This is a genomic window from Massilia brevitalea, assembly GCF_030711405.1.
GTDB classification, from domain to species: domain Bacteria; phylum Pseudomonadota; class Gammaproteobacteria; order Burkholderiales; family Burkholderiaceae_D; genus Telluria; species Telluria brevitalea.
The window spans coordinates 1-24,872 of record NZ_JAULSI010000017.1 but is presented as its reverse complement, the minus strand read 5'-3'; the positions used below and the strand labels follow the sequence as shown (position 1 = coordinate 24,872).

21 protein-coding genes and 1 tRNA gene are annotated in these 24,872 nt (G+C 65.4%); 6 read left to right on the top strand and 16 right to left on the bottom strand.

Translation table 11 applies throughout. The annotated features are described in order from the left end of the window. Window position 1 precedes the first annotated feature (1 nt). Window positions 2–1,417 carry an MBOAT family O-acyltransferase gene (locus QWL29_RS12495; RefSeq protein WP_305823219.1) on the bottom strand — a complete coding sequence of 472 codons (1,416 nt, stop codon included), beginning with the start codon at window positions 1,415–1,417 and terminating at the stop codon, window positions 2–4. A gap of 23 nt (window positions 1,418–1,440) precedes the next feature. Further along, the gene (locus QWL29_RS12490; RefSeq protein ID WP_305823218.1) at window positions 1,441–4,221 is read right to left on the bottom strand and encodes an AMP-binding protein; all 2,781 of its coding nucleotides are present in this window, start codon (window positions 4,219–4,221) and stop codon (window positions 1,441–1,443) included. A 346-nt stretch (window positions 4,222–4,567) separates the two neighbouring features. Here QWL29_RS12490 and cysT point away from each other — a divergent pair, with 346 nt between their 5' ends. Genes cysT through QWL29_RS12470 form a run of 4 tightly spaced genes read left to right on the top strand, consistent with a single transcriptional unit; the run spans window position 4,568 to window position 8,335 of the window. Further along, entirely contained in the window at window positions 4,568–5,410 is an 843-nt protein-coding gene (gene cysT, locus QWL29_RS12485; protein WP_305823217.1) for a sulfate ABC transporter permease subunit CysT, read from the top strand. After that, complete coding sequence (gene cysW / locus QWL29_RS12480) at window positions 5,407–6,333, top strand: sulfate ABC transporter permease subunit CysW (RefSeq protein WP_305823216.1); 927 nt, start codon at window positions 5,407–5,409, stop codon at window positions 6,331–6,333. The genes cysT and cysW overlap by 4 nt, the downstream gene beginning before the upstream one ends. Continuing rightward, complete coding sequence (locus tag QWL29_RS12475) at window positions 6,330–7,403, top strand: sulfate/molybdate ABC transporter ATP-binding protein (RefSeq protein ID WP_305823215.1); 1,074 nt, start codon at window positions 6,330–6,332, stop codon at window positions 7,401–7,403. The genes cysW and QWL29_RS12475 overlap by 4 nt, the downstream gene beginning before the upstream one ends. Further along, window positions 7,400–8,335 carry a CysB family HTH-type transcriptional regulator gene (locus QWL29_RS12470; RefSeq protein ID WP_305823214.1) on the top strand — a complete coding sequence of 312 codons (936 nt, stop codon included), beginning with the start codon at window positions 7,400–7,402 and terminating at the stop codon, window positions 8,333–8,335. Before QWL29_RS12475 ends, QWL29_RS12470 begins: the two co-directional genes overlap by 4 nt. Window positions 8,336–8,447: 112 nt before the next feature. Here the strand turns inward: QWL29_RS12470 and QWL29_RS12465 are convergent, their stop codons facing one another. The 5 genes from QWL29_RS12465 to QWL29_RS12445 all read right to left on the bottom strand — a co-directional run bounded on the left by QWL29_RS12465 (window position 8,448) and on the right by QWL29_RS12445 (window position 12,889). Then, entirely contained in the window at window positions 8,448–9,494 is a 1,047-nt protein-coding gene (locus tag QWL29_RS12465) for an aldo/keto reductase (RefSeq protein ID WP_305823213.1), read from the bottom strand. Between the two features lie 3 nt (window positions 9,495–9,497). Then, the gene (locus tag QWL29_RS12460; RefSeq protein WP_305823212.1) at window positions 9,498–10,535 is read right to left on the bottom strand and encodes a quinone-dependent dihydroorotate dehydrogenase; all 1,038 of its coding nucleotides are present in this window, start codon (window positions 10,533–10,535) and stop codon (window positions 9,498–9,500) included. 220 nt (window positions 10,536–10,755) lie between these two features. Continuing rightward, on the bottom strand, window positions 10,756–11,484 hold the full coding sequence (locus QWL29_RS12455; RefSeq protein ID WP_305823211.1) for an arginyltransferase: 729 nt from the start codon (window positions 11,482–11,484) through the stop codon (window positions 10,756–10,758). 78 nt (window positions 11,485–11,562) lie between these two features. Beyond that, the gene (aat, locus tag QWL29_RS12450) at window positions 11,563–12,285 is read right to left on the bottom strand and encodes a leucyl/phenylalanyl-tRNA--protein transferase (protein WP_305823210.1); all 723 of its coding nucleotides are present in this window, start codon (window positions 12,283–12,285) and stop codon (window positions 11,563–11,565) included. A 13-nt stretch (window positions 12,286–12,298) separates the two neighbouring features. Continuing rightward, complete coding sequence (locus tag QWL29_RS12445; RefSeq protein ID WP_305823209.1) at window positions 12,299–12,889, bottom strand: NUDIX hydrolase; 591 nt, start codon at window positions 12,887–12,889, stop codon at window positions 12,299–12,301. Window positions 12,890–13,072: 183 nt separating this feature from the next. Here QWL29_RS12445 and QWL29_RS12440 point away from each other — a divergent pair. Continuing rightward, window positions 13,073–13,149, top strand: a tRNA-Met gene (locus QWL29_RS12440). Window positions 13,150–13,346: 197 nt separating this feature from the next. Further along, a complete protein-coding gene (locus QWL29_RS12435) occupies window positions 13,347–13,760 on the top strand; it encodes a T6SS immunity protein Tdi1 domain-containing protein (RefSeq protein WP_229438298.1) in 414 nt (137 codons plus the stop codon). Between the two features lie 171 nt (window positions 13,761–13,931). Here QWL29_RS12435 and QWL29_RS12430 read toward each other — a convergent pair whose 3' ends face one another. The 9 genes from QWL29_RS12430 to QWL29_RS12390 all read right to left on the bottom strand — a co-directional run bounded on the left by QWL29_RS12430 (window position 13,932) and on the right by QWL29_RS12390 (window position 24,511). Then, window positions 13,932–14,807, bottom strand: coding sequence for a DNA-3-methyladenine glycosylase family protein (locus tag QWL29_RS12430; RefSeq protein WP_305823208.1), 876 nt, complete (start codon window positions 14,805–14,807; stop codon window positions 13,932–13,934). Beyond that, entirely contained in the window at window positions 14,807–15,700 is an 894-nt protein-coding gene (locus tag QWL29_RS12425) for a DMT family transporter (protein WP_305823207.1), read from the bottom strand. The genes QWL29_RS12430 and QWL29_RS12425 overlap by 1 nt, the downstream gene beginning before the upstream one ends. 99 nt (window positions 15,701–15,799) lie before the next feature. Beyond that, complete coding sequence (locus QWL29_RS12420) at window positions 15,800–16,810, bottom strand: XdhC family protein (protein WP_305823206.1); 1,011 nt, start codon at window positions 16,808–16,810, stop codon at window positions 15,800–15,802. A gap of 267 nt (window positions 16,811–17,077) precedes the next feature. Further along, complete coding sequence (locus QWL29_RS12415) at window positions 17,078–18,163, bottom strand: M48 family metallopeptidase (RefSeq protein WP_305823205.1); 1,086 nt, start codon at window positions 18,161–18,163, stop codon at window positions 17,078–17,080. A gap of 13 nt (window positions 18,164–18,176) precedes the next feature. Continuing rightward, window positions 18,177–18,626: a dUTP diphosphatase gene (gene dut, locus QWL29_RS12410; protein WP_305823204.1), complete on the bottom strand. Its 450-nt coding sequence runs from the start codon at window positions 18,624–18,626 to the stop codon at window positions 18,177–18,179. 26 nt (window positions 18,627–18,652) lie between these two features. Beyond that, window positions 18,653–19,873 (bottom strand): bifunctional phosphopantothenoylcysteine decarboxylase/phosphopantothenate--cysteine ligase CoaBC, encoded by a 1,221-nt coding sequence (coaBC, locus tag QWL29_RS12405; RefSeq protein WP_305823301.1) that lies wholly within the window; start codon window positions 19,871–19,873, stop codon window positions 18,653–18,655. A gap of 28 nt (window positions 19,874–19,901) precedes the next feature. Continuing rightward, complete coding sequence (gene lspA, locus QWL29_RS12400; protein WP_305823203.1) at window positions 19,902–20,420, bottom strand: signal peptidase II; 519 nt, start codon at window positions 20,418–20,420, stop codon at window positions 19,902–19,904. A gap of 82 nt (window positions 20,421–20,502) precedes the next feature. Beyond that, the gene (gene ileS / locus QWL29_RS12395; RefSeq protein ID WP_305823202.1) at window positions 20,503–23,412 is read right to left on the bottom strand and encodes an isoleucine--tRNA ligase; all 2,910 of its coding nucleotides are present in this window, start codon (window positions 23,410–23,412) and stop codon (window positions 20,503–20,505) included. Window positions 23,413–23,497: 85 nt separating this feature from the next. Next, window positions 23,498–24,511 carry a bifunctional riboflavin kinase/FAD synthetase gene (locus QWL29_RS12390; protein ID WP_305823201.1) on the bottom strand — a complete coding sequence of 338 codons (1,014 nt, stop codon included), beginning with the start codon at window positions 24,509–24,511 and terminating at the stop codon, window positions 23,498–23,500. Between the last annotated feature and the right edge of the window lie 361 nt (window positions 24,512–24,872).

The window sequence follows — 24,872 nt, the reverse complement described above, 5'->3', positions numbered from 1 at the left end:
ATCAGAACTGAAAATAAATGAAGCCGCTCTGGCCGCGCGTCATGGCGGCCACCATGTACAGGGTAGCGACCAGGCCGACGCCGAACAGCCAGGCCGGCTGCGCCGTCACATAGGCCATGAAGCGGTCGCGCCAGTGTACCGGCGTGAAATGCAGGCCGGCGGCGGCGGCCAGGGCCAGGAAGCCGGCCACCGACAGCGGGAACTGGCCGGCCGCCGGCTGCACCAGGCGCAGCATGTAGGCGCCGGCCGCGTCCAGGTCGGTACTGCGGAACAGCAGGCGCGTCAGCACCACCACCACGAAGATGAAGGCGACCTGCAGCGCCAGGCGCCGGCCGCGGTAGACCAGCGGGGCGCCGCGCCGGGCGCGCGCCATGTCGCGGTGGTGGCCGATCGCCACCATCGAGCCGTGCAGCAGGCCGTAGACCACGAACTTCCAGCCGGCGCCATGCCACAGGCCAATCGCCACGAACACGATCAGCAAGTTCACGTAGGTCGGCACCACGTGCCACTTCGACAGCGGCTCGTACAGGTAGTTGCGGAAGAACGAAGACATGGTGATGTGCCAGCGCTGCCAGAAGTTCGCGATGCTGGTGGCCAGGTAGGGCCGGTTGAAGTTCACAGGCAGGCGGTAGCCGAACAGGGACGCGGCGCCGCGCGCCATGTCGGTGTAGCCGCTCAGGTCGAGGTAGACCTGGAAGCTGTAGCCGAACAGGGCCAGCCACAGGAAGCCGGTGGAAAAGTCGCCCGGCCGAGCAAAGGCGGGGTCGACCAGGCAGGCGCCCAGGGTGTCGGCGATCAGTACCTTCTTGACGATGCCGCGCATGATCAGCGCCAGCCCTTCGAATTGCTGGGCCTGGGTCGCCACGCGCGGGGTCGCCAGTTGCGGCAGGAAGTATTCGGCCGTGACGATGGGCCCCGACAGCAGGCGCGGGAAGAAGGCCATGAACAGCGAGAAATCGAGCAGGCTGCTGGGGCGTTCGATGCGGCCGGCATACAGCGCGACCGGGTAGGTGAGCGCCTGGAAGGTCAGGAAGGAGATGCCGACCGGCAGCAGGATCTGCACGAAGGGCACCAGGCTGCCCATGCCGAGCCAGTCGGACAGGGAATTGACCATGGTCCCGAAGAAATTCAGGTACTTGAAATAGCCCAGCAGGCTCAGGCTGAGCACGACGGCGCCGGTGATCGCGCGCTTCTGGGCGCCGCGGTCGGTGTTGTGGGCCACGGCGTTGCCGGCCACGTAGTTGATGGCAGTCAGGGCCAGCAGCAATCCGCAGAAGCGCCAGTCGATGCTCGCATAAAAGTAATAGCTGGCCGCCGTCAGCAGCAGCTTTTGCGCGCCGTGCCGCCCCCGCAGCAGGCGGTGGACGGCGAGCACTGCCGTGAGAAAGACCAGGTAGCCGAAGCCGGTAATATCCATTGCGTGAAGTCTCGTTTCCGGTTTCAGTGTGCTGCGGCGGGTTGTAACTGAGCTTGTGCCTGAGGTTGAGCTTGATTCTGGGCGACGACCCCGGCAGGGCGAACCAGTGGCGTGTCGTTGATCAGCGCCTGGTAGATCAGCCCGGACGCCGCTTCCTCGCCGGCGGCAGTGAAGTGGGCGGCATCGACGAAATACTTGGGCCCGCCCGGCATGGCCTGGCCGAGGTCGACCAGCGGCACCTTGCGGCTGCGGGCAACGTCGGCGATCACCCCGTTGAACAGGTTGCCGGCCTTGTTCAGCCCGTCGTAGTCGAGGCAATGGTTGTAGTACAGGGCGCTGGTGGCCAGCTTGCGGCCGGCCGCGCCGTCTTCAGGCCGGAAGCCGCGCGCCACCGTCAGCAGGACCGGCGCGATGCCGGCGCCCTCGAGCTTGGTGATGATGCTGTCCAGCCCCTGGCGGTAGGAGTCGGGGATGCGGTCGGTGGGGTCGACGATGCCGGCGCGCGCCGGGGAATCGCGCAGCGTCACGGTATTCTTGGAAATCATGGTGCCGCTCAGGGTCCAGCTTGGCAGCGAGGGCGCCGGCAGCGGCTGCAGCGGCGACGAGACGCCGGCGCTGTTGCGGCAGATATAGGCCATGTCGTTGAAGCCGGCATACACCAGCACCGCGGTCGGGCGCAGCGGAATCACGCCGCGTTCGACCAGGATCTCGATTTCGCGCAGGGTGTAGCCCTCGACGCCGGCATTGATGACGTTCACCGTGCGGCCCGGCATGGCCTGGCGCAGGCGGCGCTCGAGCAGGGCCGGGAAGGTGCTGTCGTTGGTCTTGGCATAGGCGCCGGCGACGGTGGAAGCGCCGACGACGACCAGCCGGAATTCGCCGGGGACTGGTTCGGGCGTGATCTCGGCGCTGCGAAAGCCCAGCGAGTTGGTGCTGAATTCGCGGCCCTCTTTTTGCGAGACCTCGCGCAAATTCGGGCGGTAGGTCTTGACGCCGTAGTGCTCGTTCATCGCCACCCGGCTCTGGCCGGTGGCCAGGTCGAGCGCGCTGCGCCCGGTCTTCAGGTAGGCGCGCCCCTGCAGCAAGACTTCGCCGCCCACCAGCAGGGCCAGCGCCACCAGGCCGGCGCGCAGCAGGCCGCTGGAACGCCAGCCGGCGTCGTTGGCCGCGCCGCCCGGCGCCGCTACCGGCTTGTCCCTCAGCGCTTCGAGCGAGGCAATCGACTGCGCTTCCCAGTTGTCCGGCACCGCGCCCAGGTACTGTTCCAGCGCCAGTGACAGCTCGACCAGGTTGATCGAATCGCCGCCCAGGTCGAGGAAACTGTCCTGCGGACGCACGTCGGGATTGCCGAGGATTTCACGGTAGGCATCGATCAGGCGCTGCTGTCCTGGCTGGGCCTGTGCCTGCGCCGCGGCTTCATGGCCCAGGCGCAACACGGCGCGGTAATCGAACTTGTTCGAAGGAAGGACCGGCAGCGCGTCCAGGTGCAGCACGGCCAGCGCCGACAGCGGCAGGCCGAAGCGTTGCGCCAGCTCCTGCCTGAGCGCCTGCTTCACATTGGCCGGATCGGCGGCGCCGGTCAGCGCCACCACCACCAGGGCGTCGTCGCCGCTGACGATGCCCTGCAGGCCGCGCGCATGGACCCAGCGTTCGATTTCGTCCAGGCTGATGCGCAGGCCGACGATCTTCGAGAAGCGGCTCTTGCGCCCGACGATGGCATAGCAGCCGTTTTCCTTGCGGCAGGCCAGGTCGCCGGTACGCAGGACGTCCGGGCCGCAGCCCAGCGCCAGGTCGGCGGCCGATTCGGCATAGCCCATCATCACGTTCGGGCCGCGGTAGACCAACTCGCCCGGGGTGCCGGCGGCCAGCACCAATTCACCATCCTCGCCGATCAGCTCGAAGCTGCCGCCGGGGATCGGGATGCCGATGGCATCGATGTTGTCCAGTAGCTGGTCCGGCGGCACATAGGCCATGCGCGGGCTGGCCTCGGTCTGGCCGTACATGACGAACACCTGCTTGCGCGCCGCCGCCGCCCACTGCGCGTACAGGCGCACGCGCTCGGCCGGCAGGCGTCCGCCGGCCTGGGCCAGGTAGCGCAGCGACGGATAATGCTGTCCGCGAAAGCCGATGCGCTCCAGCAGGTCGAAGGTAAACGGCACGCCGGACAGGCTGGTTGCCGCTTCTTCCTCGAAAAAGGTCCAGAACTGCGGGTCGGCGACCGAGCGCGCGGTGAGCAGGATGGTGGCGCCGGCGTGCAGATGCGAATTCAGGACCGACATGCCGTAGGAGTAGTACAGCGGCAGGCTGGTGATGGCGCGGTCGCCCGCATCGATGCCGAGGTAGTCGGCGATGGCGGCGGCATTCGACCCGATGTTCGCGCGCGACAGGCGCACCAGCTTCGGGCTGCCGGTCGTGCCCGAGGTCGAGAGCAGGATACACAGCTCAGGGTGCAGCGCGGGCGCATGCGCCGCCGGCAAGGCTTCGAAGCCCCAGCCATGTTCGCCTTCGCGATAGACCAGCGCCGCGCCATAGGTGAGGCTGGTACGCGGGTCGGCGGCGGTCGAGCCTGGTTCGGCCAGCACTACCGGGTAGCCCGCATGCAGGCAGGCGAGGTAGGCGACAACGCAGTCGACGGTGTTGGCGGCTTCGAGGATGACCAGGCGTGCTGGCGCCGGCAGGCGCGCGGCCTGTGCCTCGACGGCCTCGGCCAGTTGCAGGTAGCTCAGGCGCACGCCGGTATCGGTAACAATAGCAGGCGCGACGCCACCTTCGCGCAAGTGCCTTGCAAACAACAGTTCCGACATGGATGCGTCTCTCCCGAATGGCGCGTGAGCCGATCCCGTGCCGGCAAAGGCGCAGTAAGGGCGTTTTGGATTGTTACTGTGGGATAGTTTTCCCACTTACTATAAGTATACAAGAAATTGTTATTAAGTAAAGTGGGTAATCTGATTCTGTTGTAAAAAGTTAATTTCCATGTGGCATTTTTCTGGTTGGATAATCAAAGAGCAAGCACATTTGCGAGGTAGCGCCCAATCGTTGGCGCCCGGTTAATAGCGTATTCATCTATGCAAATGACGTTTCTTTCGTTTGTTTTATGAGTAGCAAGTGCGAATATGGACGCCTATTAGAAGAAAATGTAATAAGGCATCCATGACTTTCTCGCAGACACGCGCACCTGGCCGGGTCATTCCCGGCTTCGGGCTCTCGCTCGGGTTCACGATCTTTTATCTCGCATTGATCGTGCTGATCCCGCTGTCCGCCGTGTTCCTGAACACCTTCACCATGAGCTGGGAAGCGTTCTGGCGCGCCGTCACCTCAGAACGCGTGATCGCTTCCTACAAACTCAGCTTCGGCGCCTCGCTGATCGCGGCCAGCTTCAACGTCGTCTTCGGCGGCATCGTGGCCTGGGTGCTGGTGCGCTACCGCTTTCCGGGCAAGCGATTCGTCGACGCCCTGGTCGATCTGCCGTTCGCGCTGCCGACCGCCGTGGCCGGCATTACCTTGACGTCCCTGTATTCGGCCAACGGCTGGATCGGCCAGTATCTCGATAAAGTCGGCATCAAGGTGGCCTTTACGCCGCTGGGCGTGGTGGTAGCGCTGACCTTCATCGGCCTGCCTTTCGTGGTGCGCACGGTGCAGCCGGTGCTGGAAGAAGCCGAGCGCGAGCTCGAGGAAGCCTCGGCCAGCCTGGGCGCCAGCCCGCTGCAAACCTTCATTCGCGTGGTATTGCCGGGCATCGTGCCGGCGCTGCTGACCGGCTTTGCGCTGGCCTTTGCGCGCGCCACCGGCGAATACGGCTCGGTGATCTTCATCGCCGGTAACCTGCCGATGGTGTCCGAGATCACGCCACTCTTCATCATCACCAAACTGGAGCAGTACGATTACGCCGGCGCCACTGCGATTGCGGTCGTGATGCTGATCTTCTCGTTCATCCTGCTCCTCACCATCAATCTGCTCCAGGCATGGACGCGCAAACGGGCAGGGAAGAAATGAGCGCCGCATTCGATACGTCCACCTTGGACAAGCCAACCGTGGTCGCGCCGCGCAGTCTCGCGCGTGCCCCGCAAACGAATACCTTCGAGCCGCGCTGGGTGCGCTGGACGCTGATCGCCATCGCGCTCGCCTTCCTGACCCTGTTCCTGTTCGTGCCGCTGGTGGCCGTGTTCACCGAAGCCCTGAAACGCGGCTGGGACACCTACATCGAAGCCATTATCGACCCGGATGCGATTTCCGCCATCAAGCTGACCCTGATCGCGGCCGGTATCGCCGTGCCGCTGAACCTGGTGTTCGGCGTGGCGGCGTCGTGGGCGATCGCCAAGTTCGATTTCCGCGGCAAGAGCGTGCTGCTGACCCTGATCGATTTGCCGTTCTCGGTGTCGCCGGTGATCGCCGGTTTGATCTACGTGCTGCTGTTCGGCGCCCAGGGCTGGTTCGGCGAATGGCTCGCCGAACACGACATCAAGATTTTGTTCGCGGCGCCGGGCATCGTGCTGGCGACCGTGTTCATTACCTTCCCGTTTGTCGCGCGCGAGCTGATTCCGCTGATGCAGCAGCAGGGCACCGAGGAAGAAGAGGCGGCGCTGGTGCTGGGCGCCTCGGGCTGGCAAACCTTCTGGCGTGTGACGCTGCCGAACATCAAGTGGGGCCTGCTGTACGGCGTGATCCTGTGTAACGCCCGCGCGATGGGCGAGTTCGGCGCGGTGTCCGTCGTGTCGGGCCACATCCGCGGCGAGACCAACACCATGCCGCTGCAGGTCGAAATCCTCTACAACGAATACAACTTCACGGCCGCCTTTGCGATCGCATCCTTGCTGGCGCTGCTCGCGCTGGTGACGCTGGCCGTCAAGTCCTTTATCGAATGGCGTCTGCACCAGTCCCGCAGTGCAGACACCGGCACCACGGAGCGCACGCAATGACGATCGAAGTCCAACACATCCGCAAGCAGTTCGGCCAGTTCACGGCGCTCGACGACGTTTCGCTGCAATTCCCCGACGGCCAATTGACCGCCTTGCTCGGCCCTTCGGGCTGCGGCAAGACCACGCTCCTGCGCTGCATCGCCGGCCTCGAACATCCGGATTCGGGTTCGGTGCTGCTCGACGGCCAGGATGCCTCGCACCGCCATGTGCGCGAGCGCCAGGTCGGTTTCGTGTTCCAGCACTACGCGCTGTTCAAGCACATGACCGTGTTCGAGAACGTGGCCTTCGGCCTGCGTGTCAAGCCGCGCAAGGAGCGCCCGAGCGAAGCGCAGATCCGCGACAAGGTGAAGAAGCTGCTGGAACTGGTGCAGCTCGACTGGATCGCCGACCGCTATCCGCCGCAGCTGTCGGGCGGGCAGCGCCAGCGCATCGCCCTGGCGCGCGCGCTGGCCGTGGAACCGCGCGTGCTGCTGCTCGACGAACCCTTTGGCGCATTGGATGCCAAGGTGCGCAAGGAACTGCGCCGCTGGCTGCGCCGCCTGCACGACGAGCTGCACGTGACCTCGATTTTCGTCACCCACGACCAGGAAGAAGCGCTGGAAGTGGCCGACCAGGTGGTGGTCATGAACAAGGGCCGCATCGAGCAGCTCGGCACGCCGGAAAGCGTGTACAACGCCCCAAGCTCGCCCTTTGTCTACAGCTTCCTGGGCAATGTGAACCTGTTCCATGGCCGCGTGCACGACGGCGTGCTGGCCAGCGGCGACGCCCTGTTCGACGCGCCGCAACTGAATGGCGTGAGCAATGCCGACGGCATCGGCTACGTGCGTCCGCACGACCTGGACGTCGAGCGCTACACGCCGGGCCAGGAAGGCATCGTGGTCAAGCTGCGCCGCGCGCACGCCATCGGCCCGCTGGCCCAGCTCGACCTGGAACGCGAAGACAATGCCCAGCTGATCGAAGCCGTGATTCCGAACGAGCGCTTTGCGCGCCTGGGCCTGAAGGAAGGCGAGACCCTGGTCGTGCGTCCGCGCCGCATCGAGGTATTCGTCGACCAGGGAGGCGGCATATGAACTTCCAGCAGCTGCGCTCGGTGCGCGAAGCGGCGCGCCGCAACTTCAACCTCACCGACGTGGCCAATGCCCTGTTCACGTCGCAGCCGGGCGTGTCGCGCCAGATCCGCGAACTCGAGGAAGAACTCGGCGTCGTCATCTTCGAGCGCAACGGCAAGCGCCTGACCGGGCTCACCGCACCGGGCAAGGGAATTCTGAAGATCGTCGAGCGCCTGCTGGTGGAGGCGGAAAACCTGGCGCAGGCCAGCCAGGAATATGCGGAAAAAGACAGCGGCACGCTGACGATTGCCGTCACCCACACCCAGGCGCGCTATGCGCTGCCGCAGGTGGTGCAGTCCTTCCGCAGCGCCTTCCCGAACGTGCGCATCGCCCTGCAGCAAAGCGCGCCGGAGCACATCGCCGAATACGTGCTGTCGGGGCGGGCCGATATCGGCATCGCCACCGAGGGCTTGTCGGCGTTTCCCGACCTGGTGTCTTTTCCGTGCTACCGCTGGAGCCACGTGGTGGTGGCGCCGGATGGGCATCCGCTGCTGTCGAGTACCCCATTGCGGCTGGAAGATTTGGCGAATTATCCCTTGATTACCTACGACGTCGGCTACACGGGGCGCAGCCATATCGACGAAGCCTTCCGCACGGCCGGACTGTCGCCGGACATCGTGCTGACGGCCATGGATTCGGACGTCATCAAGCAGTACGTGTCGCTGGGGATGGGCGTCGGCATCATCGCCTCGATGGCGTTCGACCATGGGCGCGACAAGGGACTGCGGGCGGTGGAGTCATCGCACCTGTTTGCGCCGAACGTGACGCGCCTCGCCGTGCGGCGCGGGGCCTATTTGCGGGCGTATGCCTACCACTTCATCGAGCGCTTTGCGCCGGGGTTTACGCGCTCGGATATCGAGCGGACCTTGCAGGTGGAAGTCGAAGCAAGCTGATTACGTTAGCGGCGGAGTTCGTAGGGTGGGCACTTGTGCCCACGCGGTCGTACGGTTGCATGTCGGGATGCGTGTGTTGTACCGCGTGGGCTCGAGAGCCCACCCTACCTGATCACTGCCCGGGATTCGTGATACTCGCGTGGATCGCATCGATGGCGTCCGTTACCTCGCGCGACAAGGTGGTTTCAGCTGCATCGATGTTTTCCTTCAGCTGCGCCAGATTGGTCGCCCCGATGATGGTCGCTCCCACGAACCACCTCGAATAACACCACGCCAGCGCCATCTGCGCCGGGGTCAAGCCATTCGCCCGCGCCAGCGCCGCATACGCGCGCGTCGCTTCCAGCACGGCGGGCCGCACATAGCGCGGGCTCCAGTTCGGCGGGAAAATCGTCAGCCGCCCGTGCGCCTTCGGATCGTCGATGTACTTGGCGGTCAGCTGCCCGAACGCCAGCGGGCTGTAGGCCAGCAAACTCACCTCTTCGCGGAAGCAGGTCTCGTCCAGCAGCGTGGTCTCGAAAGCACGCGCCGTCAGGTTGTACAGATTCTGGATCGTGGCGATGCGCGGCAGACCCTTCATCTCCGCCTGCTTGATCCACTCGCTCACACCCCAAGGGCTTTCGTTCGACACGCCGATGTGGCGGATCTTGCCGGCCTTGACCAGATCGTCCAGCGCACCCAGGGTTTCTTCGATCGGCACGCTGCGCCGTTCGCGCTTCGGGTTGAAACTGTTCGAGCCGAAGATCGGCACGTTCCGGCTTGGCCAGTGCACCTGGTAGAGGTCGATGTAATCCGTTTGCAGGCGCTGCAAGCTGGTCTCCACCGCCGCGCGCACGTTGGCCGCATCGAGGTCGTGCGAGGCGCCGCGGATCCACGCCATGTTCGCATTCGGCCCGGCGATCTTCGAGGCGATGACCACGTCGTCGCGCCGCCCGCGCCCCTTCAGCCAGCTGCCGATGAAGCGCTCGGTGGAGCCCTGCGTTTCCGCGCGGCCCATGACCGGATACATCTCCGCGGTATCGATGAAGTTGATCCCACGCTCCACCGCATAGTCAAGCTGCGCGTGCGCATCGCGCTCGGTATTCTGTTCGCCGAAGGTCATCGTGCCCAGGCAGACCTTCGATACGTTCAGATCGCTGCGTCCCAGCCGGTTGCGTTCCATTGTTTATCCCCTCAAGGCATCCGCGCACTCGCGCACCAGCGCAGGGCCGCGGTAGATCAGGCCGCTGTACAGCTGCACCAGCTGGGCGCCGGCGTCCATCTTCGCCCTGGCGTCCGCGCCCGACAGGATGCCGCCCACGCCGATGATGGGAATGGCGTCGCCCAGTTCCTTCTTCATCGCGCGCACCACGATGTTCGACAAATCGAACACCGGCATGCCCGACAAGCCGCCGGTCTCCTGGCCATGGCGCAGGCCGACCACATGGTTGCGGCTGAGCGTGGTGTTGGTGGCGATCACGCCGTCTATCTTGTGGCGCAAGAGGGCGCCGGCGATGTTCTGGATCTGGTCGGCGTCGATGTCCGGGGCGATTTTCAGGGCCAGCGGCACGTAGCGGCCAGTCTCGTCGGCCAGGCGCGTCTGCTCGGCCTTCAGCTGGGCCAGCAAATCGTCGAGTTCGGAAGCACCCTGCAGCTGGCGCAGGTTCTTGGTGTTCGGCGAGGAGATGTTCACCGTGACATAGCTCGCGTACGGGTAGACCTTGCGCAGGCAGTGCAGGTAATCCTCGGCCGCGCGCTCGATCGGCGTGTCGGCGTTCTTGCCGATGTTCAGGCCGAGCACGCCCTGTTTCTCCTGGTGGAACTTCGAGGCCTGGACATTGGCCACGAAGGCGTCGACGCCGCCGTTATTGAACCCCATGCGGTTGATGATGCCTTGCGCGGCCGGCAGGCGGAACATGCGCGGCTTCGGGTTGCCGGCCTGGGCGCGTGGCGTCACGGTGCCGATCTCGATCGAGCCGAAGCCGAGGGCGGCCAGGCCGTCGATGTAGGCGCCATCCTTGTCCAGGCCGGCGGCCAGGCCGACCGGGTTCGGGAAGGCGATCCCCATGACGGTGCGCGGATCGGGCGCGGGTTTCTTGAACATCCCCGTCATGCCGCGCTCGGCCGCGCGGCGCAGGGCCGGCAGGGTCAGGTTGTGGGCAGTTTCAGCTGGCAGCGTGAACAGCAGGGGACGGGCGAGGGTGTACAGGAGTTTGTCGGACATGGAACGCTCGTAGAAAGGGTCGCAAGCATTGTACCGTGGGCGTACCGACAATCGTAGGGCGTTACAGGCGATGAACGGACATGGCTGCATTACGCCACGCGGCAGTTGCGTACGTAGTGAAGCATGCGCCGTGTTGGCCTTGATTGGCGCCGCGTCCGTTCACCGTTCACGCGTGGGCACGGGGCGCCCACCCTACGATATCATCGGCCAACACCATGTTTTAACGTTCCAATAAGCCCCATTTACCGCCGATGCGCGCTTCCAGCGGCCGGAAGTTGGTCTTGTAGGCCATCTTCGGACTCTGCTCGATCCAGTAGCCGAGATAGACGAAGGGCAGTCCCAGCTCGCGCGCCTGGCCGACCTGCCACATCACGTTGTAGGTGCCAAAGGACGCGCCCACGACGTCCGGGTCGAAGAAGGTGTACACCGACGACAGCCCATCAGACAGCACATCGATGATCGACACCATGCGCAAGGTGCCGTCGGGCTCGCGGAATTCCACCAGGCGCGTGTTGACCCGGCTTTGCAGCAGGAACTGGGCGTACTGGTCGCGGCTGTCCTGATCCATGCCGCCGCCGACGTGGCGCGTGGTCTGGTAGCGCAGGTAGAGCGCGTAGTGCTCGTCGGAGAAGGCGAGATTCGCGACCATCGCGCTCAGGTCGCCATGGCGCTTCCAGGCGCGGCGTTGGGTGCGGCTGGGGGCGAACTCGGCGCAGCGCACGCGCACCGGGATGCAGGCCTGGCAGCCGTCGCAGTAGGGGCGGTAGGTGAAGATGCCGCTGCGGCGAAAGCCGTTCTTCACGAGTTCGGAGTACACGTCGGCATTGATCAGGTGCGAAGGCGTGGCCACTTGCGAGCGCGCCTGGCGTGCGTCGAGGTAGCTGCACGGATAGGGTGCGGTCGTGTAGAACTGCAGCGTGGAGAAGGGCAGGTCGTTTAGGTGCGTCATGCAAGACTCTCGGAACGGCGTGATGGACCTATTCTAACGAAAGCGCAGGCGCGCACGGTTAAGCAGTCAACCGTGCGCTCATGCGCCCAGCGGTGGCGCCACGTCCCAGTGTTCGATCGCCGGTTCGCGGATTGCCGAACGCAGGTGCTGCAAGAAGGCGCTGCGCGCGATCGGCGCCGCGCCCAGCGAGGCCAGGTGGCCGGTCTCCTGCTGGCAGTCGATCATGCGCACGCCGTGCGCGCGCAGGAAGGCCACCAGGTAGGCCAGCGCGACCTTCGAGGCGTCGGTGACGCGCGCGAACATCGATTCGCCATAGAACATGCGGCCGATGCACACGCCATACGCGCCGCCGACCAGTTCGCCATCGAGCCAGACTTCCGCCGAGTGCGCATGGCCCATCTCGTGCAGGCCGCCATAGCCGGCGATGATGTCCTCGGAAATCCAGGTGCCGGGCCCGTCCTTGCGCGGGGCGGCGCAGGCGCGCATCACGGCCTCGAAGTCGCTGTCGAAGCGCACCTGCCAGGGGCCGCCGCCCGTGCGGCTGCGCTCGACGCGGCGCAGGGTTTTCTTCAGGCTGTCGCTGACCTTGAAGTGGTCGGTGTAGAGCACCATGCGCGGATCGGTGCTCCACCAGAGGATGGGCTGGCCTTCGGAAAACCAGGGAAAGATGCCGTTGCGGTAGGCTTGCAGCAGGCGCTGCGGAGACAAGTCGGCGCCGGCCGCGAGCAGGCCGGGCGCATCGATGGTGAGCGCCTCGGACACATCGGGGAAGGGCGTATGCGCCTCGAGCCAGGGAATCATGCGGCCTCGCTGCTCAGTCGGGTTCGCGTGGTGCGATCATCGGGCGAACGATGTCGTGCGTGTGGACGCCATGGCCCACTTTCTCCCCGCCCTCGCGCATTTTGACGCGGTCGGCAAAGAACAGTTCCAGCGTCTTGCGGATCGTCGGGAAGGCCAGGTCGTCCCAGGGGATCTCGGCTTCGGTGAACAATTGCACTTCCAGGCTTTCCTCGCCGGGATGGAAATCGAGGTCGACCAGGCGCGCCAGATAGAACATATGGACCTGGTGCACATGCGCCACGTTCAGCAGGGCGAACAGCGGGCCGAGCTCGATGTTGGCGCCGGCTTCTTCCTCGGTTTCGCGCGCGGCGGCTTCGCCGGTGGTTTCGCCGTTTTCCATGAAGCCGGCCGGCAGCGTCCAGTAGCCATAGCGCGGCTCGATGGCGCGCCGGCACAGCAGGAGCTGGAGTTGCCCCTCATGCTCCCAGACGGGAATGGTGCCGATCACGTTCTTCGGGTTCTGGTAATGGATGGTGCCGCACTGCGAGCACACATGGCGCGGCCGGTTGTCGCCCTCGGGGATGGCCAGCGCGACCGGGTGGGCGCACTCGGAACAGAATTTCATAGATAGTGACGAAAATGAACGTGCGCCTACTTTACACCCGAATCGCCCGGCTGTGCCGCGTGCGCACCCCGGCAGCGGCGGGGCATCCGGCCATGGAACACGCGCTGTGTGCTGCAATCGCACATTGGCGCAGCATTGGATTTGCCTAAACGGCCGGAGCCGCGTATAATTCATTCCAACAGACGCGGGGTGGAGCAGTCTGGCAGCTCGTCGGGCTCATAACCCGAAGGTCACAGGTTCAAATCCTGTCCCCGCAACCAAATTCGAAGCCGTTGATTCCTTGGAATCAGCGGCTTTTTCGTTTTCCGGCCGGAAAACACTCGATGTAGATCAAACCCCCTGCGTTTCCACGGCACTTGCCGAGCCCGGTACTGTCGAACTGGAGACTGGCTCGGCTGTAGAAGCGCAGCGCGTGCCGGTGATTCCATGCTAATTGGAGCAAACAACGGACTCGACCATGATTACTGTTGACGACATCAACGAGGCCTGGGGCTGGGTGGGGCTGACCGCCGTCGAAGTGCTGGGCGCCAACGCCTTCGGCAATTTGATCATCCGCGACGCCGACGGCAGCTACTGGCGCCTGCGCCCGCAAGACCTGTGCTGCGAACCGGTAGCCGAAGACCGCGCCGCGTTCGACGCCCTGTCCTATAACCAGGATTTCCTGAACGACTGGTACATGCCGGAACTGGTGGACCTCGCCGAGTCCACGCTCGGCCCGCTCACCGAAGACCGCACCTACTGCCTCAAGATCCCCAGCGCGCTCGGCGGGCACTACGGCCGCGAAAACCTGGCCACGGTACCCTTGTCGCAATTGATCCGGTTCTCGGGAGAAGGCGCCCAGCACCTCGAAGGCCTGCCGCGCTGGTGCTGAGGAACTGAGGTGTCTGTCGGCTTTTGCTGTAGGGTGGGCCGGGCCGCGTAAGGCCCTTGTGCCCACGCGGTCTCATCGGTTGAACAACGATGCGGCTGGTGTGGTGTGGGGACTCGTCCCCGCGGATAGGTGCTGGAATTGGCCTGCGTATGCACGGCGAACACATCCACCCTACAAACTCGCCCACAAATACGCCGCCGCCATGGTCCGCTGCGGCGCATACGCCGCCAGCCAGCCCTGCGCCTGCGCAATCGACGGCTTCTCCGCCATGCCCAGCGCCCGTCCGATGGCGCTGCGCACCGCCACATCGCCTTCGAGCGAGCAGTCCGCATAGCCATAGCCACGCAGCAGCGTGTAGTTCACGGTCCAGGGCCCGACACCCTTGATCGCCAGCAATTGCGCCGCGCTCCTTTGCGGATCGTCATTCAAGCGCAGGTCGAGTTCGCCATCGTTCGCCATCCGCGCCACCCGCAACAGCGTCTCCGCCTTCGCGCGCGAAAACTTGCGGCTGGTAAGCGTATCGAGCTCAAGCCGGGCAACGTCCGCAGCTTCCGGATAGCACCACAGCCCGCTGCTGTGCGGCCGCCCCGCCTGCCCGATGAAGCTGCGGCGCAGGCTGATGGCAAACGGCAGGTTGATCTGCTGGCCGATGATGGCCCAGGTCAGCGCCTCGAACACCGTGGCCGACTGCACGATGCGCAAGCCCGGCAGGCGCGCGACCAGCGGACCGAAAAAGGCATCGCCGCGCACGAAATCGGCAAACGGCGCCGGATCGATGCGCAGGGCCAGCATGCTGCGCAGCGCCTCGTCGGCCAGGGCGCGCGTGGCTGCATCGAGCTCGCCATCCGCTTCGACACTGCAGCGCGCCTCGCCATCCACAAAGTCCACGGCGAACAGGACCGGCACCCCACCCAGCAGCACCGCCTTGCGCAGCGTTTGACCATTCACCTGTTCCGCCACACCTTCGGCATCGCGCGCATGGAATGCCAGTACCTCGTCCACCCGGTACCCTGGCGGCAGCCTCAAGAGCAAGGTCTGCGCAGTCATTACTTGCCCGCGCCGGCGACTGCGGCTCGCCCCAGGCGCGGTACGAAGCCGGTCACCAGGGCCGTCCCCACCAGCACGATGCCGGACCCGGCCAGCGTATGCCAGCCCACAGTTTCACCCAGGAACAGCGCGCCCCACAGGATGCCGAACACCGGGTTCAGGAAAGTCACCGTCAGCGCCGAGGTCGGCCCGACATCCTCGATCAGCTTGAAATAGATCAGGTAGGCGATGCCGCTGCACACGACACCCAGCGCCAGCACTGCCGCCCAGACACCCGGCGTGGGCGTGGCCGGCGCCGGAAAGAAGGGCAGCGCCGGCAGCACGAACAGGGCCGCGGCCCACATGGTCCCATGGGCATTCGCGAACGGATCGACGCTCCTGGCCGACTTGGCATACAGGCTGGCGATGCCGTAGCACAGCGCCGCCGCCAGCGCCGCCGCGACGGCCAGCGCCGCGCCAGGTCGGCTCGATACATCGTCGAAGCCGACCAGCAGGGCCACCCCCGCCGTGCCCAGCACCAGGCCGAGGCCGGTGCGCGCCGTGATGGCACCACGTCCCCAGAGCGCGCCGAGCAGGGCGCCCCACATCGGCGCGGTGGCGTTCAGCACCGACAGTACCGAGGCGCTCAGGGTGCGCGCGCCCCAGGCGAACAGCAGGAAGGGCAGGGCCGAATTGAAGAAGCCCAGCATCAGGTAATGCTTCCAGTTGGCGCGGATGTCGAGGCGCTTGCGCAAGACCAGGCCGACCAGGGCCAGGAACAGGGCGGCGAACAGCACCCGGTATTCGATCAGCACGGCGGGCCCGAGCACAGGAGCGCCGATACGCAAGAAGAGGAAGGAGCCGCCCCAGATGGCGGCGAGCAGCAGGAGACGCAGGAAATTCGAGGTGTTCATGTTCTTCTTGTCGGCAAAGGCGAGGGCAAAGGCGCATCGTGACGCGCGTTGCCGTGGCCGCGCATCCCTGTTATTGCTCTCGAATTGTAGCTGCTTGAATTAGCTGACGCAGATGTCGGTGCTGGCTGGTTGCGGCGCGGCCGCGTGCGGCACCAGCATCGCCTGTGGCACGCCGTTCTTGATGGCGGTCATTTCGGCGAGGATGGCAATCGCGATCTCGGCCGGTGTCTTGCTGCCGATGTAGAGGCCGATCGGGCCGTGCAGTCGGTCGAGCTGTTCGTCGTCGAGGTCGAACAGCTTCAGGCGCTCGCGGCGGCGCGCATTGTTCAGGCGCGAGCCGATCGCGCCGACATAAAAGGCGTCGGACTTCAGCGCTTCCATCAGGGCCAGGTCGTCGAGTTTCGGGTCGTGGGTCAGCGCCACCACGGCGCAGCGGGCATCGAGGCGCGATTCGATGACCAGGTCGTCGGGCATGGCGTGCACCAGTTCCACGCCGGGCACGTTCCAGTCGGCGCGGTATTCCTCGCGCGGGTCGCACACGATGACGCGGTAATCCATGCCGCTGGCCACTTGCGCCAGGAAGCGCGACAAGGGACCGGCGCCGATGATGAACAGGCGCCAGCGCGGGCCGTGCACGGTGACCAGGGCTTCGTGCTCGACGCGCAGGACGGCATTCGGGGCGGCCTGACTCAGCGTGACCACGCCGCTGTTCAGGTCGATGCGGCGTTCCAGCAGTTCGCCGCCTTCGAGACGGTGCAGCAGCTCGCCGATGCCGCTGGCAACCGTCAAGGGTTCGATGGCCAGTTCGATCGTGCCGCCGCAGGGCAGGCCGAAGCGGTGGGCGTCGTCGGCGCTGATGCCGTAGCTGACGATGTGCGGTTTGAGGTCGGGCGAGATGCCTTTCGCGCGCACGTTCTCGATCAGGTCGTCCTCGATGCAGCCGCCGGAGACCGAACCGATCACGCGGCCATCGTCGCGCACGGCCAGCGTCGCGCCGATCGGGCGCGGGCTCGAGCCCCAGGTCTTGATCACCGTGACCAGTTCGCAGCGGTGGCCCGCGGCGATCCAGCTGGCGGCGGTTTTCAGTACGTCGAGGTCGAGGCTGTCCATGGTTCAGGGTGCTGGCGCTGGTGGGGTATGGATGACAATCATACAAAAAAAGCGGATGGGATGTCGGCGGGGAGGATGGGCGTTGCGGGTGTGCATCTGGAGACGCTGGCGGGCCGATTATTTTGCGGCCGGAATGGGGCCAACGTGATGCGGATGTCCGCGTGGGCACGGGGTGCCCACGCGGAACGATGCGTCATGTTGGCGGCGTTTGGACGCTGCCAGATGAAGACCCGGCAGCATCCAATAGAAGGCCACGCGGCCTTCACATCAAGGCGCAATCGTCCTCTTCGCCGCCCGTTTCGCCTTCACATCCGCCACCGCCGCATCGATCGCTGCAAGACGCGCCGCCATGCCCGGATGGTTGGCGGTATGCCCGTTCGCCACGCCCGCCGGGTAGGCCGCTGCGAAACGCTTCCAGAACGCCGATACACCCTCGATGTTGTAGCCGGCGCGCGCCAGCAGGTAAATCGCCAGGCGGTCCGCCGCCGCGTCCGATCCGGCCGGCATGGCCTTGATGCCGGCGGAACCGTTCAGCATCGACAGGTCCGGCGTCACCCGCGTGAGATTCGTGATCACGCTGTCGATGGTCGCCGAATTGCGCTGCGCCGCTGGATGGCCCAGCATGTTGTGCGCCATGGTGCGCGCCAGCACGTAGGCCAGTTCGTCGTCGCTTTTCGCCACGGCGATCATGCCGCGCGTGACCATCACGCGGCCGCCGTCGGCGTAGGCATTCACGTTGTCGGCATTGCCCAGTTCGATGGCGAAGCTGCAGGCGCGCGTGACCGGGATGGTCAGGTCGCGCGTACGGCCGTCGCGCTCGATCGTGAACGGCAGGTTCGTCTGCGCCGCCACCAGCGGGCCGAACACGGCGCCGACGGTGCTCGGCGCGGTCGGCCCGGTCGGCAGCGGCTTGCCGCCGGCCGACACCAGGCCGTCGCCCAGGCGCAGGCCGGCTTTCGCCGCGCCGCTGCCGGCCAGCACGCCGGTTACCTGCAGGCGTTCATCCATACCGAAGGCCACGTGCGCGGCCTCGTTGTATTCGCCCGGGTAGGAGTAGCGGTTCTTGGCCGTGAAGCCGAGCAGGTTGCGCGCGTGGCGGGTGCACAGTTCGGCATTGTCGATGAGCAGCGGCGCGGCCACGCGGTACAGGCGGTCCTGCAGCGCCGCCATCTTGGTCAGCGTGTCGGCTGCGGCGGCCATTTGTGGGGTGAGCGGCTGGGCCTGCGGAGATTCGGTGGCGGCGTTCGGGAAGCCGCCGGTCTGGCCACCGGGGCCTGGCGTGGCGCAAGCGCTCAATAGCGCGGCGACGGTAACGGCCAGCGCCGCAGGGCGCAGGCGATGGATGCGGATCATGGTCCTCCTCGGGTTATTGTTTTCCGGTGCTGCCGAACCCGCCGGCGCCCCGTTCGCTGGATGCGAACTCCTCTACCACGTTGAAGCCAACCTGCAGGACAGGCACGATCACCAGCTGGGCCAGACGGTCGAGCGGCTGCAGCGTGAAGCTGGCATTGCCGCGGTTCCAGGTCGACACCATGAGCTGGCCCTGGTAGTCGGAGTCGATCAAGCCTACCAGATTGCCCAGAACAATGCCGTTCTTATGGCCGAGCCCACTGCGCGGCAGGATCATTGCCGCATAGCCCGGATCGGCGACATGGATTGCCAGGCCGGTCGGGATCAACACGGTCTGGCCCGGCTCGATGACGAGCGGCGCATCGATGCAGGCGCGCAGGTCGAGGCCGGCGCTGCCGGGGGTTGCATAGGCCGGCAGCAGTTCCTGCATGCGCGGGTCGAGGATTTTGACGTCGATGGTTTTCATTCTTCTACTTCGTGGATCAGGGTGGATCAGGTCAGCAGCGAGCGCTGTTCGAGGCGCTTGCCGATTTCGGAAATGAGCTGGCGCGCCAGCGTCAGCTTGTCGGCACGCGGCAGCACGGTGTGGCCGCTGTCGTCGAACAGGACGATGGCGTTGTCATCCTGCCCGAAGGTATGGTGGCCGATGTTGCCGACCAGCAGGGGAATCCCCTTCTTTTCGCGCTTGGCGGCGCCGTAGGCAACCAGGTTTTCCGACTCCGCGGCAAAGCCGACGCAGTAGGGCCAGCCCGACAGCGAGGTGGTCGCAGCGACCGCGGCCAGGATATCCGGGTTCTGCGCGAATTCGAGCTGGGGCGGGGCGCCGCCTTCCTGCTTTTTCAGCTTCTGTTCGCTGGCATTCACCACGCGCCAGTCGGCCACCGCCGCCACGCCGATGAACACATGCTGGCCTTCCACGCCCGCCATCACCGCGTCGTGCATCTGCGCAGCCGACAGCACGTCGATGCGGCGCACGCCATGCGGGGTGGCCAGTGCCGTCGGACCCGACACCAGGGTCACTTCGGCGCCGGCTTCGCGCGCCGCGCGGGCGATGGCATAGCCCATCTTGCCCGAGGACAGGTTGGTGATGCCGCGCACCGGGTCGATGGCCTCGAAGGTCGGTCCAGCCGTGATCAGCACGCGCTTGCCGGCCAGGACTTTCTGCTGGAAAGAAGCGACCAATTCTTCAAGCAATTGCTCGGGTTCCAGCATGCGGCCAAGGCCGACTTCACCGCAGGCCTGCTCGCCGGCGGCCGGGCCGAAGATGCAGACGCCATCGTCTTGCAGGGTGGCGACATTCCGCTGCGTTGCCGGGTTCTGCCACATCTCGACGTTCATCGCCGGCGCCACCAGCAAAGGCACGCCGTGTGGACGCGCCAGGCACAGGGTGGAGAGCAGATCGTCGCAGGCGCCGTGGGCGAGCTTGCGGATGAAGTCGGCCGAGCAGGGCGCGATCAGCACGGCGTCGGCGCCGCGCGTGAGGTCGATGTGCGCCATGTTGTTCGGCATGCGCGGGTCCCATTGGTCGGTCCAGACCGTGGCGCCCGAGAGCGCCTGCATGGTGACGGTGCCGATGAAGTGGGTCGCGGCCTCGGTCATCACGACCTGGACCTTCGCACCTTGCTTGACCAGTGCGCGGCACAGTTCGGCCGCCTTGTAGCAGGCCACGCCTCCGGACAGGCCGAGGACGATTTTCTTGCCTTGCAAGTCCATGCTCATGTCAGCCTCCTTCTGTGTTGAATCAGTTTTTATTCACGCGGCGCAGTTCGTCCAGGATGAACAGGGCGGCGCCGATCGAGATACCGATGTCGGCGACGTTAAAGGCCGGGAAGTGGCCCCAGCCGCGCCAGTAGAAATCCAGGAAGTCGATCACGTGGCCATATGCGACGCGGTCGATCACGTTGCCCACGGCGCCGCCCAGGATCAGGGCCAGCGACCAGCAGAACAGGCGCTGGCCGGCGTTGCGCTTGAGCAGATACAAGATGAAGCCGATGGCGCCAATCGCAATCGCGGTGAAGAACCAGCGCTGCCAGCCGCCCTGGTCGCCCAGGAAGGAAAACGCCGCACCCGGGTTATACACCAGCACCAGGTTGAAGAAGCTCGTCACCGGCAGGGTCTCGCCGTAGACGAAGAGTTTCGAAATCGTGATCTTGGTCAGCTGGTCGACCAGCACGACGAGGAAAGCGATGCCCAGCCATGGGGTCATGCCGGCGCCGGATTTGTGGATCGTGGAAATGCCTGGTTTCTTCTTGGTTGCCATGGGCTTGTTTGCCAAAGATTAACGAATCAGATGTAAAAAAACCGCCATGCCGGGTATGACATGGCGGTTGCTTGACGACAGCTTACGCGAAACGGCGTGCTTCGCCGTTGCCGAACAGGTTCGCCACACAGCGGCCGCACAGGCCGGTATGGGCGTGGTCGACGCCGACGTCGCGGCGGTAGTGCCAGCAGCGCTCGCACTTCTGCGCGTCCGATGGCGTGACCTGCACGCTTTCCTCTTCCTCGTTCGCGGCCTGTTCGACGGTCGCCTGCGAGGTGATGAAGACGAACTTCAGGTCGTCGTCCAGGCTGGCCAGCAAGTCGTGCTTCTCGCCGGCGGCCTTGATGGTCAGCTCGGCCTGCAGCGAGGAACCGATGGCGCCCGAAGCACGCAGTTCTTCCAGCTGCTTGGTCACGTCGGCACGCACGGCGCGCAGTTGCGCATACTTGACCAGCAATGCCTCGGCGTCCGCCTGTTCCGGGAAGGTCCACAGCGTCTGCGTAAAGATGGTCTCGTCGCTCTCGGCAAACGCTTGCTGGCCGGCGAACACGGCCCAGGCTTCCTCGGCGGTGAAGGAGAGGATCGGCGCCATCACGCGTAAGAGCGAATGGGCGATGTGCCACAGCGCGGTCTGGGCCGAGCGGCGCGCGACCGAATCCACGCCGGTGGTGTACAGGCGGTCCTTCAGGATGTCGAGGTAGAAGCCGCCCAGGTCTTCCGAGCAGTAGTTCTGCAGGCGAGACACGACCGGGTGGAATTCGTAGCGCTCGAAGTGGGCGGCGATATCCGCCTGCAGCTGGGCCATCGAGGCAATCGCGTAGCGGTCGATCTCGAACAGCTCGGCCACCGGCACGGCATTCACCGCCGGGTCGAAGTCCGAGGTATTCGCCAGCAGGAAGCGCAGGGTGTTGCGGATGCGGCGGTAGGATTCCGTCACGCGCTTGAGGATTTCTTCGCCGATCGACAGTTCGCCGGTGTAGTCGGTCGAGGCCACCCACAGGCGCAGGATGTCGGCGCCGAGGGTATCCGAGATTTTTTGCGGCGCCATGGTGTTGCCCAGCGACTTGGACATCTTCTTGCCGTTTTCGTCGACCGTGAAGCCGTGGGTCAGCAGCGCCTTGTAGGGCGGCACACCGTTCAGCATCGACGAAGTCAGCAGCGACGAGTGGAACCAGCCGCGGTGCTGGTCCGAGCCTTCCAGGTACAAATCGGCCGGGAAGGCGGACTGCTCCTGGTGCGAGCCGCGCAGCACGGTCTGGTGGGTGGCGCCGGAGTCGAACCAGACGTCCAGCGTGTCCTTGTTCTTCTCGTAGAGGTCGGCGTCATCGCCCAGCAGTTCGCGCGCATCCAGCGCCTGCCAGGCGTCGATGCCGTTCTGTTCGATCAGCTTGGCGACCTGCTCCAGCAGTTCCGGTGTGCGCGGATGCAGGGCGCCGGTTTCCTTATGGATGAAGAACGCCATCGGCACGCCCCACTGGCGCTGGCGCGACAGGGTCCAGTCCGGACGGTTCTCGATCATGCCGTGCAGGCGCGCCTGGCCCCAGTCCGGGAAGAACCGGGTTTGCTCGATGCCGGCCAGCGCGGTTTCGCGCAAGGTAGCGCCGCCGTCTTTCGGCGTGATGTCCATGCCGGCGAACCACTGGTTGGTGGCGCGGTAGACGATCGGGGTCTTATGGCGCCAGCAGTGCATGTAGCTGTGGTCGAACATTTTCAGTTCGAACAGGGCGCCGGCGCCGCGCAGGGCGTCGCAGATCGGTTTACTGGCTTCCCAGATGGTCATGCCGCCGAACAGCGGCAGGCTGCTGGCGAAGCGGCCGTCGCCCATCACCGGGGTCAGGATCTCGTCGTCCTTCATGCCGTGCGCTTTGCACGAGATAAAGTCTTCCAGGCCATAGGCAGGCGCCGAGTGGACCACGCCGGTGCCGCTGTCGGTCGTCACGTAGTCGGCCAGGTAGACCGGCGAAGTACGGTCGTAGAAGGCGTCTTGCGCGTGCAGCGGGTGCTTGAAGCGGATGCCTTCCAGCTTGTCGCCCGTGGTCGTGGCAATCACGGTGCCTTCGAGCTTGTAGCGCTCCAGGTTCGAAGCGACCAGGTCTTGCGCCAGGATCAGCAGCAGCGGCTGGCCGTCACGCTCGCTTTGCACCAGCGCGTAGGTGACTTCCGGGTTCACGTTCAGCGCCTGGTTCGACGGGATGGTCCAGGGCGTCGTGGTCCAGATCACGATGAAGCCGTTCATGGTCGGCAGTTGCGGCAGGCCGAAGGCAGCGGCGAGTTTGTCGCCTTGCGCGAACGGGAAGCCGACGTCGATCGCCGGGTCGCGCTTGTCCTGGTATTCGACTTCCGCTTCGGCCAGGGCCGAGCCGCAATCGAAGCACCAGTTGACCGGCTTCAGGCCGCGGTACACATAGCCTTTATCCAGCAGCTTGCCGAGGGCGCGCAGTTCGTCGGCCTCGTTACCGTAAGCCATGGTCATGTAGGGATTTTCCCATTCGCCGAGCACGCCCAGGCGGATGAAGCCGGCGCGCTGGCGGTCGATCTGTTCGAGCGCATAGGCACGGGCCTTTTGCAGGACTTCGGCGGTCGGCAGGTTCTTGCCGTACAGCTTTTCGATCTGGATCTCGATCGGCATGCCGTGGCAATCCCAGCCCGGCACATAGGGCGCGTCGAAGCCGGCCATGGTGCGCGATTTGACGACCATGTCCTTCAGGATCTTGTTCACGGCGTGGCCGAGGTGGATGTCGCCGTTGGCATACGGCGGACCGTCGTGCAGGATGAACTTCGGACGGCCGGCGGCCGCCTTGCGGATGCGGTGATAGAGCTTTTTCTCTTGCCATTGCTGCACCCAGCCCGGTTCGCGCTTGGCAAGGTCGCCGCGCATCGGGAAGGGGGTGTCGGTCATGTTGACCGGGTATTTGCTCTCAGGCTTCTTGCCGCCTTTTTGGGCGGGCGCGGCCTGGGCTGGCTTCTGGACGGGTTTGCTGTTTTCGGACATATGCTTTTTCAGAGGGAGTATTCGTGTTGGCTGCGCCGCTGCTGTTATGGCTGGCGGCGCGCCGCGCAAAGCGGAAGCTTGCGCGTCAAATTCGGTCGGTGGCGGTGAGGGCGCCGGCGCGCGCCGCTTCGCTGCCGCCAAGCTGCTGGCCTCGCGCAGCGCGGCGCGCGAACCAGGCGCGCGCCTGTTCGGCGTCGCGGTCGATGGCGGCGGTGAGGGTCGGCAGGTCGACGTATTTTTCTTCGTCGCGCAGCTTGTGCAGGAATTCCACGCGCACCAGCTTGCCGTAGCAGGACTGGGCGTAGTCGAAAATGTGCACTTCCAGCAGCATGCGGCCGGCGTCCTCGACGGTCGGGCGCACGCCCAGGCTGGCGACCGCAGGCAGCGGTGCATCGGTCAGTCCATGCACCTGCACCACGAAGATGCCTTGCAGGGCCGGGCGGTGCATCACGCGCAAATTCAGGGTCGGGAAGCCCAGCGTGCGGCCAAGCTTGGCGCCATGGATCACGTGGCCCGAGATCGAGTAGGGGTGACCGAGCAGGCCGCCGGTTGCCACGAGGTCGCCGGCAGCCAGGGTCGTGCGCACCGCCGAGGACGAGATGCGCTGTTCGCCCTCGAGCACGGTGGGCAGGGTCTCGACCTGGAAGCCGTAGCGTTTGCCCGCTTCGACCAGCATCGCCACATTCCCGGCGCGCCTGGCGCCATAGCAAAAGTCGTCGCCGACCATCAGCCATTTCACGTGCAGCCCTTCGACCAGCACGCGCTCGGTGAATTCCTGCGGCGACATGGCGGCGAAATGTTCGTTGAAGTGCTCGACGATGACGCGGTCGATGCCGCCGTGTTCCAGCGCTTCGAGCTTGTCGCGCAGGTTGGCGATGCGCGCCGGGGCGCGGCTCAGGTCGCCGCTGCGGCGCGCGAAGTATTCGCGCGGATGCGGCTCGAAGGTCATCACGGCCGCTTCCAGGCCGAGCGCGTCGGCAGCCGCCCGCACGCGCGCGAGCAACGCCTGGTGTCCGCGGTGGACACCGTCGAAGTTGCCGATCGTGAGGGCGCAGGGTGCGCGCGCCTGGTCATTGGGAAGTCCGCGAAATACCTTCATTGGTTCCAGAGTGCCATGCTCGCCCGTGAATCCGGGGTGAAAGTCTGATTATACGGTATCGGCTTGTTGCATAGCGGAAGAGGGCGGGGAGGGAATGGGGATAACTCGACTGTTCGAGCCGACGCTCACGTGTTCGCTGCGTCGGCGCTGACGTAGGGTGGGCACTCCGTGCCCACGCGGTTTCGTGCGCATGCGTTTTGCGTTGACGGTGAAATGTCGCTCGTAACGTGGAGCCAGGCGTGGTCCCTCATCCGTGGATGTCCGTCATAGGCGTTTCGAGCGGATCATCACGGCAAGCGAATGCGGATATGTGCGCACCGCGTGGGCACGGAGTGCCCACCCTAATGTGATGGACTCCACC

Coding starts and splice junctions, on each gene's coding strand:
- QWL29_RS12490 (WP_305823218.1), bottom strand. CDS start 4,221: ATGTCGGAACTGTTGTTTGCAAGGCACTTGCGCGAAGGTGGCGTCGCG.
- QWL29_RS12470 (WP_305823214.1), top strand. CDS start 7,400: ATGAACTTCCAGCAGCTGCGCTCGGTGCGCGAAGCGGCGCGCCGCAAC.
- cysT (WP_305823217.1), top strand. CDS start 4,568: ATGACTTTCTCGCAGACACGCGCACCTGGCCGGGTCATTCCCGGCTTC.
- aat (WP_305823210.1), bottom strand. CDS start 12,285: ATGATTCCCTGGCTCGAGGCGCATACGCCCTTCCCCGATGTGTCCGAG.
- ileS (WP_305823202.1), bottom strand. CDS start 23,412: ATGTCCGAAAACAGCAAACCCGTCCAGAAGCCAGCCCAGGCCGCGCCC.
- QWL29_RS12425 (WP_305823207.1), bottom strand. CDS start 15,700: ATGAACACCTCGAATTTCCTGCGTCTCCTGCTGCTCGCCGCCATCTGG.
- QWL29_RS12435 (WP_229438298.1), top strand. CDS start 13,347: ATGATTACTGTTGACGACATCAACGAGGCCTGGGGCTGGGTGGGGCTG.
- QWL29_RS12430 (WP_305823208.1), bottom strand. CDS start 14,807: ATGACTGCGCAGACCTTGCTCTTGAGGCTGCCGCCAGGGTACCGGGTG.
- QWL29_RS12475 (WP_305823215.1), top strand. CDS start 6,330: ATGACGATCGAAGTCCAACACATCCGCAAGCAGTTCGGCCAGTTCACG.
- QWL29_RS12445 (WP_305823209.1), bottom strand. CDS start 12,889: ATGAAATTCTGTTCCGAGTGCGCCCACCCGGTCGCGCTGGCCATCCCC.
- QWL29_RS12465 (WP_305823213.1), bottom strand. CDS start 9,494: ATGGAACGCAACCGGCTGGGACGCAGCGATCTGAACGTATCGAAGGTC.
- QWL29_RS12420 (WP_305823206.1), bottom strand. CDS start 16,810: ATGGACAGCCTCGACCTCGACGTACTGAAAACCGCCGCCAGCTGGATC.
- QWL29_RS12390 (WP_305823201.1), bottom strand. CDS start 24,511: ATGAAGGTATTTCGCGGACTTCCCAATGACCAGGCGCGCGCACCCTGC.
- QWL29_RS12455 (WP_305823211.1), bottom strand. CDS start 11,484: ATGACGCACCTAAACGACCTGCCCTTCTCCACGCTGCAGTTCTACACG.
- QWL29_RS12415 (WP_305823205.1), bottom strand. CDS start 18,163: ATGATCCGCATCCATCGCCTGCGCCCTGCGGCGCTGGCCGTTACCGTC.
- cysW (WP_305823216.1), top strand. CDS start 5,407: ATGAGCGCCGCATTCGATACGTCCACCTTGGACAAGCCAACCGTGGTC.
- dut (WP_305823204.1), bottom strand. CDS start 18,626: ATGAAAACCATCGACGTCAAAATCCTCGACCCGCGCATGCAGGAACTG.
- coaBC (WP_305823301.1), bottom strand. CDS start 19,873: ATGGACTTGCAAGGCAAGAAAATCGTCCTCGGCCTGTCCGGAGGCGTG.
- QWL29_RS12495 (WP_305823219.1), bottom strand. CDS start 1,417: ATGGATATTACCGGCTTCGGCTACCTGGTCTTTCTCACGGCAGTGCTC.
- QWL29_RS12460 (WP_305823212.1), bottom strand. CDS start 10,535: ATGTCCGACAAACTCCTGTACACCCTCGCCCGTCCCCTGCTGTTCACG.
- lspA (WP_305823203.1), bottom strand. CDS start 20,420: ATGGCAACCAAGAAGAAACCAGGCATTTCCACGATCCACAAATCCGGC.